Here is an 18,809-nt window from a genome sequence, read left to right as displayed (position 1 = left end):
CAAAAGAGGTGTTTTTTGTCTAAACAAACATCACTAAAAATTAATGCGCATATCTTTGAGGTCCTCCTCTGCGAATTTCTTCATTAGCAAAATCTTCAAATTGTTTAAAATTGTTTCTAAATGCGTTAGATAATTTAAACGCAGTTTCATAATAAGCTTCATCATTATTCCAAGTTGCTCTTGGGCTCAGTAATTCTGTTGGCACACCAGGACAAGATCTTGGTTGTGCAACACCAAATACAGAATGAATATGGTAATCTTCGTATCTATAATCACCTAAATCTCCATTTAAAACGGCAGTAATCATTGCTCTTGTGTATTTTAATGGCATTCTTCTACCTACACCATATTTACCTCCAGACCAACCTGTGTTTATCAACCAAACATTTACACCTGCATCTGTCATTTTTTTGCTTAACATTTCTGCATATCTTGTTGGGTGTAAAGGCATAAAAGGCGCTCCAAAACATGCTGAAAAACTTGGCACTGGTTCAGTTACACCTGCTTCTGTACCTGCAACTTTTGCTGTGTAACCAGAAATAAAATGATATGCAGCTTGTGCAGGAGTTAATTTAGAGATTGGAGGCAAAACACCAAAAGCATCTGCAGTTAAAAAGAAAATATTTTTCGGATTTTCGCCAATAGAAGGCTCTTTTATATTATCTATATGATAAATAGGATAGCTAACTCTTGTATTTTGAGTAATAGAAGTGTCTGAAAAATCGACAACTCCATTATCATCCATTACAACATTTTCTAAAATGGCTCCTTTTTTAATGGCTGCAAAAATTTCTGGTTCTTGTTCTTGAGATAAGTTAATTACTTTTGCATAACAACCACCTTCAAAATTAAAAACGGTGTTTTCAGCTGTCCAACCATGTTCATCATCACCAATTAAACTTCTGTTTGGATCTGTAGATAACGTTGTTTTTCCTGTACCAGATAAACCAAAGAAAATAGCAGTATCTCCAGCTGCACCAACATTTGCAGAACAATGCATAGGCAAAGTGTTTTTATACATTGGTAAAATGAAATTTAAAGCAGAAAAAATTCCTTTTTTAATTTCGCCTGTATAACCTGTACCACCAATTAAAGCAATTTTTTTCGTAAAATTTAAAATTGCAAAATTGTGCTGACGAGTTCCATCAACCTCAGCATCAGCCATAAAACCTGGTGCATTAATTACGGTCCATTCTGGAGTAAAGTTTTCTAACTCTTCTTCTGTTGGTCGTAAAAACATATTGTAAGCAAACATATTACTCCAAGGATGTTCGTTTACAACTCTTATATTTAATTTGTAATTTTCATATGCACAAGCATAACTATCTCTTACAAAAACTTCTTTTTCAGATAAATAATCTACAACTTTGTCATATAATTTATCGAATTTATCTTGTTCAAAGGGTAAATTTATCTTGCTCCACCAAACTTCATTTTCTGTAATTGCATCTTTTACAATAAAACGATCCATAGGAGAACGACCTGTAAATTCACCCGTATTTATAGCAATTGCGCCTAAAGATGATTCTACTCCTAAATCTTTTTCTAAAATTTCTTTGTGTAATTCGCTAGAAGTTAATTGATAACGAATTGTTGCATTTTTAATTCCTAGACTATTTAACGAAATCGATTTCGTATTTGTATCTACCATATCAATATTTTTTGGTTTTTATAAGTAACAAAACTAATGAATATTTTAAAACAACCCATTTATTATATAACTTTTACGAATTATTTAATTCTTCCTATTTTTTATTAAGAATATTATAATCATTGAAATCCAAGCGATTATAAAGAATAATCCTCCTAAAGGAGTTATAAACCAAATTGATTTAGCTGTAATTTTTGTTAATTGAATTAAATAAATAGAGCCTGAGAAAAAAAGAATTCCTAAGAAAAAAAAGTAACTAATTGTATTTTTTTGTTTGATAGAAAAACCTTTATAAATATTTACAAATAATAAAACAATGGTATGATACATTTGATAACGAACTGCTGTTTCAAAACTTTGTAACTCAGCTACTGTTAAAGTTTCTTTTAAAGCATGAGCACCAAAAGCACCTAAAACAACTGCTGATAAACCTAAAAAACAAGTAATTACTAAATTTTTAAACATTTTTTAATGATTTTGTTAATTTTTAAACAATTATATTATCTTCGTTTAAGACAAAAATACAGCTTTCTTTTATGAAAAATATATTAATAATTGGCGCAGGAAAATCGAGCTCAGCTTTAATAAAGTATTTATTAGATAAATCTGATGAAGAAAACTTAAGATTAACTATTGGAGATTTATCCACAGAAAATGTACAAAAATTAATCAACAATCATAAAAATGCTAAGGCAATTATCTTGGATGTTTTTGATACGCATCAAAGAGAAAAAGAAATCGAAAAAGCAGATCTTGTAATTTCGATGTTGCCTGCAAGATTTCATTTAGATGTTGCCAAAGATTGTATCAAACTTAAAAAACATATGGTTACAGCTTCTTATGTATCCAAAGAAATGAAAGCACTAGATAATGCCGCCAAAGAAAATGGTTTGGTTTTTATGAATGAAATTGGTTTAGACCCAGGAATAGATCACATGAGTGCTATGCAAGTTATAGATAGAATTAGAGAAAGTGGTGCTAAAATGTTGTTGTTTGAGTCTTTTTGTGGTGGTTTGGTTGCCCCTGAAAGTGATACAAATTTATGGAATTATAAGTTTACATGGAATCCTAGAAATGTAGTTTTGGCTGGTCAAGGAGGAGCTGCCATGTTTATACAAGAAGGCACTTATAAATACATTCCATATCATAAATTGTTTCGAAGAACAGAATTTTTAAAAATTGATAACGAAAAATTTGAAGCTTATGCCAATAGAGATTCTTTAAAATATAGAAGTGTTTATGGTTTAGATGATATACCAACTATGTACAGAGGAACCATTAGACGAGTTGGTTTTTCTAGGGCTTGGAACATTTTTGTTCAGTTGGGTATGACTGATGATTCTTATACCATAGAAGATTCTGAGTATATGAGTTATCGCGATTTCACAAACTTATTTTTGGCTTATTCTCCATCAGATTCTGTAGAATTAAAATTGCGTTCTTATTTAAAAATTGATCAAGATGATATTATGTGGGAAAAATTAGTTGAACTTGATCTTTTTAATCCGAAGAAAAAAATAGCACTTAAAAACGCTACACCCGCTCAAATTTTACAGAAAATCTTAGAAGATTCTTGGACTTTACAAGAAAAGGATAAAGATATGATTGTAATGCAGCACCTTTTTGGTTATGAAATTCATGGTAAAAAACTTCAAATAGAAAGCAGTTTGGTTGTTGAAGGCGAAAATCAGACCTATACAGCCATGTCAAAAACTGTGGGATTACCTGTTGCAATTGCTGCTTTAAAAATTTTAAAAGGAGAAATAAAAACTCCTGGAGTTCAAATACCCATAACCAAAGAAGTTTATAAGCCTATTTTAAAGGAACTCGAAAATTATGGCATTAAATTTAAAGAAAGAAATATAGAATATTTGGGTTATAATCCTAATCATGTAATGGGTTAAAAAATCAACAATAAAGTTTTTAAAATAAAAATCAAACTTTTTTATTTTACTGGTGTCTAATTAAAAACAACAAACTTTATTAGACAACTTATGAAATTTCTAAAACACTTTACTACAATAGTTTTAATAACATTATATACTTCTTGCACCACAAATACAACCATTGAAGAAATAGATGATGAAATAGAAGTTACAGCAAAAACTATAGAAATAGTACTAACCACTTCTCAATTAGAATTCGATGAAATAATGGTATCTTATTATGATTTTGATTTGTCTGAATGGGTTTATGGTCCAATGCAATTTACTTATGATGATGAAGGAAACCCAGAACCTATAGTTATTACATTAAATGATTACACATATAACACAATTGAAGGTGAAGCTTACAGAAAAAATAATTTAGAATTTTCTTTAAAAGTTCAAGTTTATATTGATGAAGTTTTGCACTTTGAAACCGAAAGTATTGGTACAGAGTTAGAATGGGCACATGTAGATTTTAATTATACAATTAATGAATAATTTACATTTTAAGATAAAAATCTTTGGTTAAATTAATATACTCTTTGGTGTATTGATGACGTTCGGTTTCTATAATTAAATGTTCTTCATTTAGTGCGGTTTCAATAAAAGAAAACTCTAACAAACTTCTTTTTATTTCTGATGCAGGATTGCCTTGAACTTTACAAATTCTATTTAGAAACAAACCTTTAATATTGGCTAGTTTAATAAAACTCTCTTCCTCTTTATAAGGTATTATTGTTGTAAATTTTCCGTTTTTAGATAAGATTTTTATAACTCCAGATAGTAAATCTTCAAAAGATAGCGCACTTGTAAATCTTGCTTTATTCCTTGCTTTATCTTGGGTTTCAAAATCATCTGTATAAAAAGGCGGATTCGAAATAATTAAATCGTAAGTTTCTTCCTCTTCAGCAATTTCATCAGCAAATTCTTGAAAAGTGGCATTGTAACAATACAAACGATCTCCCCAATCAGATTGCTCAAAATTTTCTACAGATTGTTCGTATGCATTTTCTTCTATTTCTACAGCATCTATAGTCATTGCATCAGAACGTTGTGCCAACATTAATGCCACAACTCCTGTACCAGAACCAATATCTAGAATTGAATCTGGATAAAAATCTACAGTGCACCAAGCACCTAATAAAACACCATCTGTGCCAATTTTCATAGCTGTTTTATCTTGATTTACTGAAAACTCTTTAAATTTAAATATTGAACCCATAGTGCAAAATTAATAATATTTATTTCTAATAATTCTTATTTTTACACTGTTTGCATTATTTTTGCAACTCACCCTAAAATCATTCATTATGAAGAAATTATTTCTTTTATTACTTGTTGTTTATAGTTGTACAACTGCTACTACAGAAACTGAAGAAGAAACTACAGAAATTTTAGATAAAACAGTTAGAATCGAAATAGATACAACTTTAGAAAATGATGCGGTTCAAATTGCTTATTATGATTATTTAACTGATGCTCACATTCTAGAACAACATATTTTTGAATATGACTCTTCTGGTAATGCAATTACTAAAGTCATTACTTTAGATGATTACGATTTTAGATATATTGAAGGAGAAGTTTATAGAAACAATCCGATTTCTGATCAACTTTCATTAAAAATTTATGTCGATGATGAATTAGTTGTTGATGAAAGCAAAACTGGTGATGGTAGTGAGTATATAAATATTAGTTTTAACTACGATATTTTAATAGGAGAAAGCATCTAAAAGCTACAGATTAAGAAACTTTTGATCTTTCTATTTAGATGTTATTGATAATATTTCTGAAATTTATTTGCAGAGAGGAAGGGATTCGAACCCTCGATACAGTTACCCATATACTACCTTTCCAGGGTAGCTCTTTCGACCACTCAGACACCTCTCTAATTTAGTAGTAACTTTATTTTTTTTTAATCCGAAGAAAGATTTACAAATACAATTCGATTAATCCTTCAGGTGTTTCTACTTGTATTTGTTTGTTTTCTCTATCTACTTTTTTGATAAAATCATCAATCATAGGTATGAAGATTTCTTTACCATCTCTATCAATTTCAAAAAGTGGTTGTGCTGCTTTATCATTGATATGAACAATATTGCCAACTTCGCCAAAATTAACATCAACAACATTAAAACCAATCACTTCGTGAAAATAAAATTTGTCTCCAGATAATTTTGGTAATAAATCTAAAGGTAAATACACTCCGCATTTTAAAATCGAATCTGCCTCTTCTTCAGAATACACATCTTCGAACTGAACACGTAATTGATTGCCTTTGTGTAAAGAACTTTTATCAATAAAAAATGGAACCAGATTTGTGCCAAATTCGACATAAACTGATTCCATATTTTTATACAACTCAGGTTCGTCTGTATCTAATTTGATAACAACTTCACCTTTAAAACTATATTTAGTTACGATTTTGCCTAAATAAAAACATTCTTCTTTACGCATTATCGCATCTCTTTATAATTTACTCTGCTGCTTTTTCTGCTGCTTCATCAATAGTTTCAGCTGCTGCTTCAACTTCTTCAGATGCTTCTTCTGCAACTTCTTCTACAGCTGGTTTTGCTGCTTCGATTCTTGCTTCGTTAACCGCTTTTTCAGCTGCTAAAGCTTTCGCTTTTGCATCAGCTTCTACTGCGCTTAAACCTTCTTCTTTTGCAGAAATTTTAGCTGCTTTTTCTTCTACCCAAGCAGTAAATTTAGCTTCTGCTTGCTCTTCTGTTAAAGCACCTTTTCTTACACCACCAACTAAATGATTTTTTAACATAGCACCTTTATAAGATAAAATTGCTTTTGCAGTATCAGTTGGTTGTGCACCATTTTGTAACCATTTTACAGCACCATCAACATCTAAGTTAATTTCTGCTGGGTTTACGTTAGGATTGTAAGTACCAATTTTTTCTAAGTATTTACCATCTCTTTTTGCACGGGCATCTGCAGCAACAATCCAATAGAATGGTTTACCTTTTTTTCCGTGTCTTTGTAATCTGATTTTTACAGACATAATTTGTTAATTTTTTAAGGTTCTCGACCTTGATTATTAAAAATCTTACCATCTCGTGATAAGTGGGCGCAAAAATACTAACTTTTTTTGATACTAAATCACTAATAACCTATAAATTAATGATATTTTTTAACATAAAATTATTTTATAAATTCTTCGAAAGACTTTAAATTTAACTCATCTAAGAATTTTACTTTCTTTTTTATTTTTTGATAATCTACTTTTGCAGTATCAAATCGTTCTTCAATTATAGATAAACTCTCTAATTCAGAGTTTGAAGGTTTATCATAACTAGTAGCAATTTTACTGTATAAATCAGACATTTTTTCTCTTAATTGAGGTTCTGCTGAGCCTACATAATTGTCTCCAGTTGTAATTACCAAAGTTTTCTTTAATGCTGTTAACTTTTCTACGATTTTTTTCTTATTAAGCGTTTCTGCTTTTTCCAATATTGCATCTAACTCATATACCATATATGCCAATTCTTCTGTCATATTATACATTTTCATTGTGGTATTGTGTTTCATTTCTCTATCTGATGCTGATAAATTTGATTTAGGATCGTAGATTAACTCTATCTTCTGCGTAAAAGTATCTTTACCTTTCTTTAAAACCACATTATAAGTACCTGCTTCTACTAAAGGCGAAGTAAATCCACCAAAACTAAACGTTTTACCTTTTGCTACTTTTGGGTTTTTTAATCTATAATTCCAGTTTACAATGTTTATTCCTTTAGATTTTCCAGGACCTAATTTGCTAATTACTTTTCCATTATCATCTTGAATTTCTAAAGTCATTTTACCAAAAGTATGACGTCTGCTTAAATGATATTTTATTTGTGCAGCTCTGCTTGGGTTTGCACCTACAAACTGAGTTTCTGCTCCAAAACTTCCTGCAAAACTGCCTTCTTCGAAAATTACAGTTGGTTTTGATGTAAAGAAATGTACTTTCTCTTTTAAAACCTCTTCATTAATTTCTCTTAATGGAGATATATCATCAATAATAATAATTCCTCTACCATGCGTTCCCATTACTAAATCGTTAGTTTGTTTCTGTAACTCAATAAAATGCACAGCTACTGCAGGCATATTATTTGTAAATTTTATCCAGTTTTTACCTCCATTAATCGTAATGTATAAACCGAATTCTGTACCTAAAAATAATAAATCAGGGTTTACATAATCTTCTTGAATATTTCTAACAGAACCAACAACATCACTAGTAATAATACTTGTCCAAGTTTTTCCAAAATCTGTTGTTTTGTAGGTATATGGCTTCATATCATTCATAGTATGTCCATCAAAAACAACATAAGCTGTACCTTTATTAAAAACACTTGCTTCTATATGATATGTCCACGTATTTTTAGGTAAATCTGGCACATTTGCAATAGTATTTGTCCAAGTTTCCCCTCCATCTTGTGTTACTTGTACATTACCATCATCTGTACCTACCCAAATTATATTTTCATCTAAAGTAGATTCTGCTATTGTAAAAATTGTAGTATGATTTTCTGCTCCTGAGTTATCCATAGATAATCCTCCAGAATTACTTTGGTCTTGTTTTAAAGGATCATTCGTCGTTAAATCTGGTGAAATAATTGTCCAAGTATCTCCCATATCTTCAGATTTGTGAACATACTGACTTCCCATATAAAAACGATTGGGTTGATGTGCACTTATAGCCATAGGTGCATTCCAATTAAAACGGAATTTTTCAAAACCTTTTTGTGGTAAAGGCTGAATGGTTTTTACTCTTTTTGCATCTACATCATATCTCCAAACATTTTCTGCTCCTTGCATTTCTGAGTAAATGATATTTTTTGTTGGATGTTTTAACACTCTAAAACCATCTCCTGCACCAATAGAGTTCCAGTCTCTTGCTTCTATTCCTCCAGGTGAAGAAGAAGGTCCATACCAAGAACCATTATCTTGTAAACCACCATAAATATTATAAGGTTCTGCATCGTCTACACTAACTTGATAGAATTGAGAAATAGGTAAATTCTCTACAATTTCCATAGTTGTACCTCCATTTAAAGAACGATAAACCCCGCCATCTGTACCTGCGTACATTCTATCAGAATTATGAATATCAAAAGTAATATCATGAATATCACTGTGCATATTACCTAAGTTTTTAAACGTTTTTCCTCCATCTCTAGAAATAGAACCACTTAAACCTCCTTTTACAACTACATCAGGATTTTTAGGATCTACCACAATTCTAGAAAAGTAAAAAGGACGCACTGTAATACCAAAATCATTATTTAATTGTTTCCAGTTTGCTCCAGCATCATCGCTTCTATACAATCCTTTTCTTTCGTTTTTTTCTGCTTCAATAACTGTGTAAAGAATATTTGAATCAGAAGGTGCAACTGCAATTGCTAATCTACCTAAACTACCTTCTGGAAATCCGTTATGAATTTTATTCCAAGTTGTACCTCCATCAATAGATTTGTAGAGTGCACTATCTTTACCTCCAGATTCAAAAGACCAACCAGTTCTTCTAAACTCCCACATAGAAGCGTATAAAATATTTGGATTATTAGGATCCATAGTTAAATCTGCACAACCCGTTTTTTGATTGGTATATAAAATTTTATCCCAAGTTTTACCTGCATCAGAAGATTTATAAACACCTCTTTCTTCACTATCTCCCCATAAAGCACCTAAAACACCTACATAAATTTCATTAGAATTCTTTGGATTAACGATTATGTTTGCAATACGATCTGAGTTTTCGAAACCTATTTTATCCCAAGTAACACCACCATCAACAGTTTTATACAAACCATCTCCATAAGAAACACTATTTCTTGTCCATGTTTCTCCTGTACCTACATAAATTGTATTATCAGGATCGTTAGGATCTACTTCTACTGCACCAATAGATTGACAATAATCATCAAAAATAGGATTAAAAGTTACACCTCCATCATTCGATTTCCATACACCTCCACCTGCAGTTCCTGCGTAAATAATTCTATTATTTGTTGGGTGATTTTCTAAATCATTAATTCTACCACTCATTAGAGCTGGCCCAATATGCCTTGCAGTTAAATCTCCAAATAATTGCTTTCCTTTTGTGTTTTTACTTTGCGCATCAACCTTTATAGAAAAAGATAAAAGTAGAACAGCCACTAATAAAAGTTGTTTTTTCATTTTGTTTGGTTTTAGTGATTAAAAAAAATCCCCAAATTTAATTTGAGGATTTTTGTAGTATTTTATGATGATTACTTTTCTTCAGGAAAAGCGAATAAAGCTGCATCAACTGTTGGATTTAGCTCGATTTTAGTAATAGTTAATGGAGCACCTGGCTGACCTTTTACACCTTGTGTCATAGAAAAAGGAAAATATAAACCTTCTACTTCTTGGTAATCACTCATCGTAATTTCTGACATCATACCTTTACCTGGTCCAGATTTTATTTCTGATTGTATTGCAATTGGTACAAAATTTTCGGTATCAAAAAAGTAATACGTAATGCTATCTTCTTTTTTACCATCAATAGTAACAGGTTCTTTTGTTAATTTGATTTTAAAAGTTTCTGCACCATCAATCGTTTCTTTACCTAATAATTCTACTTTATAACCTTTTTCTTTATAATCAATAAATGCATCAGGAAAATCATTCATATCTAACTTCATATTTGCTGTAGCTTCTGCATCGCTTTTTTCAGCTTTCATTGTCATAAAGTTATGACCCCATAATGTTTCACCATCAAAAACACCTTGTTTAATTTCTTTTCCTTGAAAATTAATAACAGACATTTGTTTACCATCAGCCATTTGATAAATTTCTAAAGGAATCTCCATTCCTTGTTGATTAACAGAAGCTGTCATTTTAAGACCTTTAATTTTCTTAAGGTTTTCAATTCCGCCAATGTTTTCATAGTAAGTAGCTAAAATTTCATCTGCTGTTTGCGCGTTAGCAACAAGTCCTAAAAACATAACAGCTACTAATAGTAATTTTTTCATTTTTAAATATTTTAATTAAAAGTTCTTTTATATGTATGCCAATTTACGAAAATGTTACAAATATTTTAATTCAATTTAAAAAACAACAGCATAATTCTTAAATAAAAACTAAAAATCAAATGAGTTAAAATCGAAACCTTATGCATCAATAACAGTCTTAAAGCTTATTTAAATTTGTATCAGCAATAAGATGTGAAACAATACGCATCTCAAAATAATTTATTGGAATTTAAAATGAAAATGACACAATGAAGTACACAGAAAAAATTTCGAACAAATTAAACGAATTATTAGAAAAGAATTATGATGCTGAAAAAGGGTATTTAAATGCCGCCGAAAATGTAGATAGTTCTCGATTGAAAATTTTCTTTAAAAATAGAGCCTCAGAACGAAGTGATTTTGCTAAAAACTTAAGAACAGAAATATTATCTTATGGGCAAATACCAGAAGAAACTGGTACATTTCAAGGTACAATGCACAGAAACTGGATGTCTTTAAAATCTTTATTTAGTTCTAATGATGAAGAAGCAATTTTAGAAGAAGCTATTAGAGGTGAGCAAGTTAGTTATAATGAATACACTGAGATTTTAGAAGAAGATGCATTTGCACCATCAACTAGAAAATTATTAGAAGCTCAAAAACAGCAAATTCAATCAGCAATTAACAGCTTAATGGTAGAAGAAGAATTAGCATAAAAATAAATTATTTGAATTAATTTTAGAAAGTCAATCCTTAATTGGGTTGACTTTTTTTGTTGATAAGTCTCTTTACTTTTTAACCTTAAAACTTCCTTTATTTCGTACATTTAACCCTCCAAAATAATGAGCAAAAAAAAATCATTTATGTACTTAATTTTTGATACTGAAACCACTGGTTTACCCAAAAGTTGGAATGCACCAATTACAGACACAGACAACTGGCCAAGGTGTATTCAAATTGCATGGCAATTGCATGACGAAATGGGTAATGTATTAGAACATAACGATTTTTTAATTCAGCCAGAAGGTTTTAATATTCCTTATGATGCAGAGAGAATTCACGGAATTTCTACTGAATTAGCAGATGAACAAGGTATTAAACTAGACAAAGGTTTAGCTCTTTTTAACGAAGCTCTTAAAAAAACAAAGTTTATAGTTGGGCAAAATGTTGGTTTCGATATTAATATTATGGGATGTGAATTTCATAGATTAGGTGTAGAAAACAATTTAACAAAACTACCACTTTTAGATACTTGTACAGAAAAAACAGCTACAATGTGTCAAATTCCTGGTGGTAGAGGAGGTAAATTTAAATTACCAACTTTAACAGAATTACACAATCATTTGTTTGGTGTTGGCTTTGGAGAAGCACACAATGCCACTGCAGATGTTGAGGCTACAACACGTTGTTTCTTAGAATTAATTCGATTAAGAGAATTTACCAAAGAACAATTAGATGTTAATGCTGATTATTTTAAAAACTTTTCTGAAGCGAATCCTAAGCCAATACAAGTAATTGGTTTAAAACACATCAACCTAAAAAAAGAGAGTGATAAGATTCGTAAACGTTTAGAGAAATTAAAAGACGTTAAAGAAACCAAATCTACATCAGAAGGTTTAGCAGAATTAAAAGATGTACAATTTGCACATTTACACAACCACACACAATATTCTGTTTTACAATCTACTATGCAAATTGGTAACATTGTAAAAGCGGCTGCAAAAGATAATATGCCAGCCATTGCAATGACAGATACTGCAAATATGATGGCTTCCTTTCATTTTGTAAGCGCCATTTTAAACCATAATAAAAACGCAGAAAACCCAATAAAACCAATTATTGGTTGTGAGTTTAATGTGTGTGAAGATCATAAAAACAAATCTCAGAAAGACAATGGCTACCAAGTTGTTTTGTTGGCAAAAAACAAAAAAGGGTATCATAATTTGGCAAAAATGTCTTCCATTGCTTTTGTTGATGGATTTTATTATGTACCAAGAATTGATAGAGAAATCATCAAAAAATATAAAGATGATATCATTGTTTTAACTGGTAATTTATATGGAGAAGTACCAAGTAAAATTCTAAATCTTGGTGAAAAACAAGCTGAAGAAGCTTTGCTTTGGTGGAAAGAAGAATTCAAAGATGATTTTTACATTGAGTTGATGCGCCATAATCAACAAGATGAGAATATTGTAAATGAAACCTTATTAAAATTCTCTAAAAATCATGATATTAAAATTGTTGCAACAAACAACACTTTCTATTTAGAGAAAAAAGATGCAAACGCCCACGATATTTTATTGTGTGTAAAAGATGGCGAAAAACAAGCTACACCAAAAGGAAAAGGTCGTGGTTACAGATATGGTTTGCCAAACGAAGAATATTATTTTAAGTCTTCAGATGAAATGAAAACGCTTTTTGCAGACTTGCCAGAAGCGATTATCAACATTCAAGAAATTGTAGATAAAATTGAAATTTTCACTTTAGCAAGAGACGTTTTATTACCTGCTTTTGATATTCCAGAAAAGTTTAAAGATGCAAAAGATGATGAAGATGGAGGAAAACGTGGTGAAAATAACTTCTTAAAACACCTAACCTTTGAAGGTGCAAAAATAAGATATGGAGAAATTACAGCATCCATAAAAGAGCGTTTAGATTTTGAATTAGAAGTAATCGAAAAAACGGGTTATCCTGGTTACTTTTTAATTGTGGAAGATTTTATTCGCGAGGCTAGAAAAATGGATGTTGCTGTTGGTCCTGGACGTGGTTCTGCAGCTGGTTCTGTAGTTGCATATTGTCTTTGGATTACAAATATTGACCCTATTAAATACGATTTACTTTTTGAGCGTTTCTTAAATCCTGAGCGTGTTTCTATGCCAGATATCGATATTGATTTTGATGATGAAGGTCGTGGAAGAGTTATGGATTATGTAATTGATAAATATGGAGCAAATCAAGTTGCACAAATTATTACTTACGGAACAATGGCTGCAAAATCTTCGATTAGAGATACAGCCCGAGTTTTAGATTTACCTCTTTTTGAAGCAGATAGAATTGCTAAATTAATTCCTGGAATTAAACTAAAAAATATTTTTGGTGATGACCCAAAAAGTAAAGGTAAAGTTGATGGTTTACGTGCAGAAGAAAAGCAATTAGTAGAAGAACTTAAAAATATGTCTTTTGGTTCAGATCTTATTTCTGAAACCATTAATAAAGCCACAATTTTAGAAGGTTCAGTTAGAAACACAGGTATACATGCTTGTGGTGTGATTATTACTCCAGGTGATATTACCAACTACGTTCCTGTTGCTTTGGCAAAGGATTCTGACATGTATGTTACCCAATTTGACAACTCTGTAGTAGAATCTGCAGGTTTGTTAAAAATGGATTTCTTAGGATTAAAAACATTGACTTTAATAAAAGACACCGTAAAAATTGTTAAAGCAAAACACGATGTTGATTTAGATCCTGAAAATTTTCCTTTAGATGATGAAAAAACTTATGAATTATTCCAAAGAGGAGAAACTGTAGGTATTTTTCAATATGAATCTCCAGGAATGCAAAAACACATGCGCTCTTTAAAGCCAACCGTTTTTGCAGATTTAATTGCCATGAATGCATTGTACAGACCTGGACCAATGGAATATATTCCGAGTTTTATCAACAGAAAACACGGAACAGAAGATATTGAGTACGATTTACCAGCAATGGAAGAGTATTTGGCAGAAACTTACGGAATTACGGTTTACCAAGAGCAGGTAATGTTACTCTCGCAAAAACTAGCAGATTTTACCAAAGGTGAAGCTGATGTTTTACGTAAAGCCATGGGTAAAAAGCAGATTGCTGTACTTGATAAAATGAAACCTAAGTTTATTGAGCAAGCAGGTAAAAATGGTCATGATGAAGAAAAACTAGAAAAAATATGGAAAGACTGGGAAGCCTTTGCAAGTTATGCCTTCAATAAATCTCACTCTACTTGTTATGCTTGGATTGCTTATCAAACTGCGTATTTAAAGGCTCATTATCCTGCAGAATATATGGCTTCTGTACTTTCTAATAATATGAAAGATATTAAAGCTGTTTCTTTCTTTATGGAAGAATGTAAACGAATGGGGTTAGAAGTTTTAGGACCAGATTTAAATGAATCTTATTTAAAATTCTCAGTAAATAAAGATGGAGCTGTTCGTTTTGGAATGGCTGCTGTTAAAGGTGTTGGTGCTGCTGCTGTAAGAGCCATAATTAAAGAGCGTACAGAAAACGGAAATTATACTTCTATCTTTGATTTAGCAAAACGTGTAGATTTAAGAGCCGCTAACAAAAAATCTTTTGATAGTTTAATTAAAGCTGGCGCATTCGATTCTTTTACAGATACACACAGAGCGCAATATTTTGCAACTGATGAAAAAGGATTAACTTTCTTAGAACGTGCCATGAAATTTGGTAGTAAATATCAAGAAAACAAAAATTCTGCTCAGGTTTCTATGTTTGGAGAAGCGTCTACAGTTCAGTTTCCTGAACCAGATATTCCTGAGTGTGAAACTTGGGGAACCATGGAACTTTTATCACAAGAAAAAGAAGTAATTGGTATTTATATTTCTGCACATCCTCTAGATGATTTTAAAAATGAAATGATTTTCTGTAATGCTTCATTAAAATATTTTAAAGAAGATTTAGCCAAATATGTGGGTATGAATTTATCTTTTGCAGGTATAATTACAGATGTGCAACACAGAGTTTCTAAAGCTGGTAAAGGATGGGCAATGTTTACTATAGAAGATTATGGAGATAGCAATGAGTTTAGAATTTTTGGTGAAGATTACTTAAAAATGAAACACTTTTTAGTACCAAATTCTTTCTTATTTGTGCGTGCAACAATTCAACCTGGCTGGACAAACAAAGAAGGTGTAACTGGCGAACCAAGGTTAAAATTTACAGAAATGAAATTATTACACGATATTATGGATGAGTTGTGTAAAAAATTAACTATTAAAATTTCTGTGGATGATATAACTGAAGAAACCATTACTAACCTACAGAGAATTCTTAGAACAAATGGTGGTAAGCAGTCTTTAAAGTTTACTATTTGGGATGCTAAAGAAAAAATTGAAGTAAACTTACCAAGTAGAAACACAAAAGTTAATGTTTCTAATGAATTGTTAGCTACACTTCAAAACCAACAAATTAACTATAAGTTGAATTAAAATAACATATTCTTGTATTATGATTGCTATTTTTATCAATATGATGAAATAGTTCTTTTTATTTATCAAAAATTCATTTTATTATTTTTATCATTTTAAAAGCTGTTATAAATCGTTTATTTTGTAGTTTTGTTTAACGAAAGTAATATTTTATGAAACAAAAAAATAACGGTACCTGGGTTAGCTGGAATGGAAATTTAAAGTATAACTACACAACAAAGTTTGATATTACTACTGAAGATGAACTGAAAGAAGTAATAGCAAACAACGAAAAGATACGTTTTTTTGGAAGCAAACAATCTTCTGCAGATATTGCTGCTGGTACAGATGTTTTGATTGATATGACAAACTATAACAAAATTGTTTCATATGATTACAACAAAAAAACAATAACAGTTCAGTCTGGTTTAATACTAAGTGAGTTGTTAGAAGCTATAGAATCTGTAGGCTGGTGTATACCTTGTTTACCAGATATTAATACCATTACCATTGGTGGAGCTTTAGCAACAGGAACACATGGTACAAGTGGAAAATTATTATGCGAATACATGACTGAATGTAATTTGGTTCTTGCAGATGGTAGCATAAAAAAAATTACTGAACAAGACAGTTTAATAGATGCAGTTCGTGTTTCTTTAGGTATGTTAGGTGTAATGTCTACCATTACTTTTCAATGTGAGCCTGCTTATACACTTCATGTAAAAGAAAGGCCAGAAAGCGATAGTGAATGGTTACCAAAAATAAAAAGCAGATTAAAAGAGCATGACTTTTTAAGAATACTATGGCTACCTCATACAGATAAAGGCTATGTAATTACTGGTGATAAAATTGATCCTAAAAAAGAAATTACTGAAAATAAAGGACCAAATTATTTAAAACATAGAAGAAACACTTCTAAATTTTTATATAAATATTCTCACAAATTTCCTTGGATTACTTCAATCGCAAACAAAATATTAGCAAAAGCTTTTTTCAGCGCTAAGAAAGAGCACAAAGGCACATTATACCAAGCTACAGTTACTAAGTCTAGAGGATCTACTTTAGAATTGGCAGAATGGACAATTGCTTTAGACAAATTTCCAGAAGTTTTTAATGAATTAAAAACAGAAATCAACAAATGGAGCAACAAATCTTTTATCCACATACCTATGGATGTACGTTTTGTATATCAAGATAAATCTTGGTTAAGTTATGCTTATGGGCATGATACAGTAACTATGGGATGTGTTTCTAGAAATGCTGCAACTGCAGATACTTATGAAGCGTTTAAAAGTATAGAAAAAATTTTTTTAAAACACGGAGGCAGACCTCATTGGGGTAAACGTTTTTCTGCTAAAAATGCTCAATTATCTAAAATTTACCCAAAATGGGATGCTTTTAAAGAAATTCGAGAAAAATTAGACCCAACTAACAAGTTTTTAAATCCATATTTAACTAAATTAGTAGCCGCTAAAACACTTGTAAATGAAACTGCAGCCTAAAGGATTTTTATTCGATTTTGATGGAGTTATTGTAAATAGTTTTAACAGCCATTATTCTGCTTGGACTTCTGCTTTTAAAGAATTATTTAATAAAGAAATTGCTCCTTTTCCTAAAATTCATACAGGTAAAACACCTTTAATTATTGCTGAATATTTTTGTAGTGTAATTGGTAAAGAACATCAAACTGAAGAACTATATCATTTAAAAGATGAACATTTAGACAAGTATTTTACAATTCCTGAATTATTACCTGGTGTTCATGAATTTACAGATTTGTTATCCGAAGAAAACATTCCTTATGGAATTGCAAGTAACGCAACTAAACAGTTTTTAAAGAACAGCATTCATCATTTAAACTTAAATTTTAAAACTGTTTTTGGTGTACAAGATTATGAAAAACCAAAACCAGACCCTGAAGCATATAAAACGCTAGCAAAAGCCTTAGGGTTTAAAAAAGAAGAGTTTAAAGATCTTTGGGTTTTTGAAGATAGTTTAACAGGTACAAAGGCAGCAAAGGCAGCAGGTATGAATCCTATAGGAATTTTAACTCAATACTCTGAAGCTGAATTAAAAGAAGCTGGTAGCATTTTGGTTTTTCCTACTTTGTTAGAAGCTTATCAATATTTAGTAAAATAATTATTGAGTTACTTCTCTGAACAAGGTTTCTAAATTCTTATTTTCGGTATTTAAACCTAATATTTTCAATCCATTTTCTTGAGCAAAATCAAAGATTTTTGGCCTCATATCTTCATCACTTTCAAAAGTTATATACCAAGTATTGTCGTAGTTATTTTTATAAGAAACTACATTTGGCAATCGATTTATAAATTGCTCTTCTATCTTGTAATCGAAAGTTACAATAATAGTTTGTTGATTATTTTCTTTTAAATCTGCGAGGTTTTTATCTACTAATATTTCTCCTTTTTTTATGATGATAACTCTATCGCAAACAGCTTCTACCTCTTGCATAATATGTGTAGAAAATAGCACTGTTTTTTCTTTACCTAATTCAGAAATTAAAGCTCTAATTTCTACTAATTGATTAGGATCTAAACCTGTTGTTGGTTCATCTAAAATTAAAACAGAAGGATTGTGTAAAATGGCTGCAGCCAAACCTACTCTTTGCTGATATCCTTTAGATAATTGATGTATTTTTTTATGTGCTTCTGCTGTTAAACCAACTTTTTCGATACAAGTTTCTATTTGATTTTTATCAACCTTAAAAATTGCTGCTTGAAATTGTAAATATTCACGCACATACATATCAGCATACAAAGGGTTATGTTCTGGCAAATAACCAATAGTTTTTTGTGCTGCTAATGGATTTTTTAAAACATCTATTTCATCAACCAAAACTTCACCAGAATTCGGTTTTATAAAGCCCGTTAAAATTTTCATCATTGTTGATTTTCCTGCCCCATTTGGACCTAAAAAACCAATAATTTGACCTTTATCCGCAGAAAAAGAAATATTATTTAAAGCTTTTTGAGTTTTATATGTTTTTGTTACTGATGCTACTTTTATCGACATTAGTTTATTTAAATTAATTCTCGAAAGAAATTTAAAGTTCTTAAAA

Annotated in this window: 15 protein-coding genes and 1 tRNA gene; 7 read left to right on the top strand and 9 right to left on the bottom strand. The window is 30.7% G+C overall.

Translation table 11 applies throughout. The features are described 5' to 3' along the window. Positions 1 to 40: 40 nt before the first annotated feature. Positions 41 to 1,651 carry a phosphoenolpyruvate carboxykinase (ATP) gene (pckA, locus tag ACJJVK_RS08110; protein WP_405564994.1) on the bottom strand — a complete coding sequence of 537 codons (1,611 nt, stop codon included), beginning with the start codon at positions 1,649 to 1,651 and terminating at the stop codon, positions 41 to 43. Between the two features lie 84 nt (positions 1,652 to 1,735). Next, positions 1,736 to 2,116, bottom strand: coding sequence for a DUF423 domain-containing protein (locus ACJJVK_RS08105; RefSeq protein WP_405564993.1), 381 nt, complete (start codon positions 2,114 to 2,116; stop codon positions 1,736 to 1,738). A gap of 71 nt (positions 2,117 to 2,187) precedes the next feature. Between ACJJVK_RS08105 and ACJJVK_RS08100 the strand changes: the two genes are divergently transcribed. Next, positions 2,188 to 3,555 (top strand): saccharopine dehydrogenase family protein, encoded by a 1,368-nt coding sequence (locus ACJJVK_RS08100; RefSeq protein ID WP_405564992.1) that lies wholly within the window; start codon positions 2,188 to 2,190, stop codon positions 3,553 to 3,555. 90 nt (positions 3,556 to 3,645) lie between these two features. Next, positions 3,646 to 4,077: a hypothetical protein gene (locus ACJJVK_RS08095; protein WP_405564990.1), complete on the top strand. Its 432-nt coding sequence runs from the start codon at positions 3,646 to 3,648 to the stop codon at positions 4,075 to 4,077. Position 4,078: 1 nt separating this feature from the next. Here ACJJVK_RS08095 and ACJJVK_RS08090 read toward each other — a convergent pair whose 3' ends face one another. After that, positions 4,079 to 4,801 carry a tRNA1(Val) (adenine(37)-N6)-methyltransferase gene (locus ACJJVK_RS08090; protein ID WP_405564989.1) on the bottom strand — a complete coding sequence of 241 codons (723 nt, stop codon included), beginning with the start codon at positions 4,799 to 4,801 and terminating at the stop codon, positions 4,079 to 4,081. 88 nt (positions 4,802 to 4,889) lie between these two features. Here ACJJVK_RS08090 and ACJJVK_RS08085 point away from each other — a divergent pair, with 88 nt between their 5' ends. Beyond that, entirely contained in the window at positions 4,890 to 5,312 is a 423-nt protein-coding gene (locus ACJJVK_RS08085; RefSeq protein ID WP_405564986.1) for a hypothetical protein, read from the top strand. Between the two features lie 70 nt (positions 5,313 to 5,382). On the opposite strand, the gene ACJJVK_RS08080 is transcribed toward ACJJVK_RS08085, so the two are convergent. The 5 genes from ACJJVK_RS08080 to ACJJVK_RS08060 form a co-directional block, all read right to left on the bottom strand. Beyond that, positions 5,383 to 5,469 (bottom strand) — tRNA-Ser (locus tag ACJJVK_RS08080). A 42-nt stretch (positions 5,470 to 5,511) separates the two neighbouring features. After that, entirely contained in the window at positions 5,512 to 6,036 is a 525-nt protein-coding gene (rimM, locus tag ACJJVK_RS08075) for a ribosome maturation factor RimM (protein ID WP_405564985.1), read from the bottom strand. A 19-nt stretch (positions 6,037 to 6,055) separates the two neighbouring features. Further along, entirely contained in the window at positions 6,056 to 6,592 is a 537-nt protein-coding gene (locus ACJJVK_RS08070) for a 30S ribosomal protein S16 (protein WP_405564983.1), read from the bottom strand. Between the two features lie 140 nt (positions 6,593 to 6,732). Continuing rightward, entirely contained in the window at positions 6,733 to 9,756 is a 3,024-nt protein-coding gene (locus ACJJVK_RS08065) for a WD40/YVTN/BNR-like repeat-containing protein (protein ID WP_405564981.1), read from the bottom strand. Positions 9,757 to 9,827: 71 nt separating this feature from the next. Further along, entirely contained in the window at positions 9,828 to 10,571 is a 744-nt protein-coding gene (locus ACJJVK_RS08060) for an outer membrane lipoprotein-sorting protein (protein WP_215993645.1), read from the bottom strand. A gap of 248 nt (positions 10,572 to 10,819) precedes the next feature. Between ACJJVK_RS08060 and ACJJVK_RS08055 the strand changes: the two genes are divergently transcribed. The 4 genes from ACJJVK_RS08055 to ACJJVK_RS08040 all read left to right on the top strand — a co-directional run bounded on the left by ACJJVK_RS08055 (position 10,820) and on the right by ACJJVK_RS08040 (position 17,869). Further along, positions 10,820 to 11,266: a PA2169 family four-helix-bundle protein gene (locus ACJJVK_RS08055; RefSeq protein ID WP_215993646.1), complete on the top strand. Its 447-nt coding sequence runs from the start codon at positions 10,820 to 10,822 to the stop codon at positions 11,264 to 11,266. A 147-nt stretch (positions 11,267 to 11,413) separates the two neighbouring features. Continuing rightward, positions 11,414 to 15,751, top strand: a complete 4,338-nt coding sequence (gene dnaE, locus ACJJVK_RS08050) for a DNA polymerase III subunit alpha (RefSeq protein ID WP_405568333.1) — start codon at positions 11,414 to 11,416, stop codon at positions 15,749 to 15,751. 152 nt (positions 15,752 to 15,903) lie between these two features. Beyond that, the gene (locus ACJJVK_RS08045; protein ID WP_405564979.1) at positions 15,904 to 17,232 is read left to right on the top strand and encodes a D-arabinono-1,4-lactone oxidase; all 1,329 of its coding nucleotides are present in this window, start codon (positions 15,904 to 15,906) and stop codon (positions 17,230 to 17,232) included. Beyond that, the gene (locus ACJJVK_RS08040) at positions 17,216 to 17,869 is read left to right on the top strand and encodes an HAD family hydrolase (RefSeq protein ID WP_405564977.1); all 654 of its coding nucleotides are present in this window, start codon (positions 17,216 to 17,218) and stop codon (positions 17,867 to 17,869) included. Before ACJJVK_RS08045 ends, ACJJVK_RS08040 begins: the two co-directional genes overlap by 17 nt. Here ACJJVK_RS08040 and gldA read toward each other — a convergent pair whose 3' ends face one another. After that, entirely contained in the window at positions 17,870 to 18,763 is an 894-nt protein-coding gene (gene gldA, locus ACJJVK_RS08035) for a gliding motility-associated ABC transporter ATP-binding subunit GldA (RefSeq protein WP_405564976.1), read from the bottom strand. Positions 18,764 to 18,809: the final 46 nt, after the last annotated feature.

Origin of the sequence: Polaribacter sp. Asnod6-C07 (assembly GCF_045063625.1) — a bacterium.
Classification (GTDB): Bacteria; Bacteroidota; Bacteroidia; order Flavobacteriales; family Flavobacteriaceae; genus Polaribacter; species Polaribacter vadi_A.
Note: the sequence above shows the minus strand (reverse complement) of the source record. Positions and strands in the feature narration are given on the sequence as shown.

Bases quoted from the DNA above. Each gene is read 5' to 3' on its own strand.
- ACJJVK_RS08105 (WP_405564993.1), bottom strand. From the start codon at position 2,116: ATGTTTAAAAATTTAGTAATTACTTGTTTTTTAGGTTTATCAGCAGTT.
- ACJJVK_RS08090 (WP_405564989.1), bottom strand. From the start codon at position 4,801: ATGGGTTCAATATTTAAATTTAAAGAGTTTTCAGTAAATCAAGATAAA.
- ACJJVK_RS08065 (WP_405564981.1), bottom strand. From the start codon at position 9,756: ATGAAAAAACAACTTTTATTAGTGGCTGTTCTACTTTTATCTTTTTCT.
- ACJJVK_RS08045 (WP_405564979.1), top strand. From the start codon at position 15,904: ATGAAACAAAAAAATAACGGTACCTGGGTTAGCTGGAATGGAAATTTA.
- gldA (WP_405564976.1), bottom strand. From the start codon at position 18,763: ATGTCGATAAAAGTAGCATCAGTAACAAAAACATATAAAACTCAAAAA.
- pckA (WP_405564994.1), bottom strand. From the start codon at position 1,651: ATGGTAGATACAAATACGAAATCGATTTCGTTAAATAGTCTAGGAATT.
- rimM (WP_405564985.1), bottom strand. From the start codon at position 6,036: ATGCGTAAAGAAGAATGTTTTTATTTAGGCAAAATCGTAACTAAATAT.
- ACJJVK_RS08100 (WP_405564992.1), top strand. From the start codon at position 2,188: ATGAAAAATATATTAATAATTGGCGCAGGAAAATCGAGCTCAGCTTTA.
- ACJJVK_RS08095 (WP_405564990.1), top strand. From the start codon at position 3,646: ATGAAATTTCTAAAACACTTTACTACAATAGTTTTAATAACATTATAT.
- ACJJVK_RS08085 (WP_405564986.1), top strand. From the start codon at position 4,890: ATGAAGAAATTATTTCTTTTATTACTTGTTGTTTATAGTTGTACAACT.
- ACJJVK_RS08055 (WP_215993646.1), top strand. From the start codon at position 10,820: ATGAAGTACACAGAAAAAATTTCGAACAAATTAAACGAATTATTAGAA.
- ACJJVK_RS08040 (WP_405564977.1), top strand. From the start codon at position 17,216: ATGAAACTGCAGCCTAAAGGATTTTTATTCGATTTTGATGGAGTTATT.
- dnaE (WP_405568333.1), top strand. From the start codon at position 11,414: ATGTACTTAATTTTTGATACTGAAACCACTGGTTTACCCAAAAGTTGG.
- ACJJVK_RS08060 (WP_215993645.1), bottom strand. From the start codon at position 10,571: ATGAAAAAATTACTATTAGTAGCTGTTATGTTTTTAGGACTTGTTGCT.
- ACJJVK_RS08070 (WP_405564983.1), bottom strand. From the start codon at position 6,592: ATGTCTGTAAAAATCAGATTACAAAGACACGGAAAAAAAGGTAAACCA.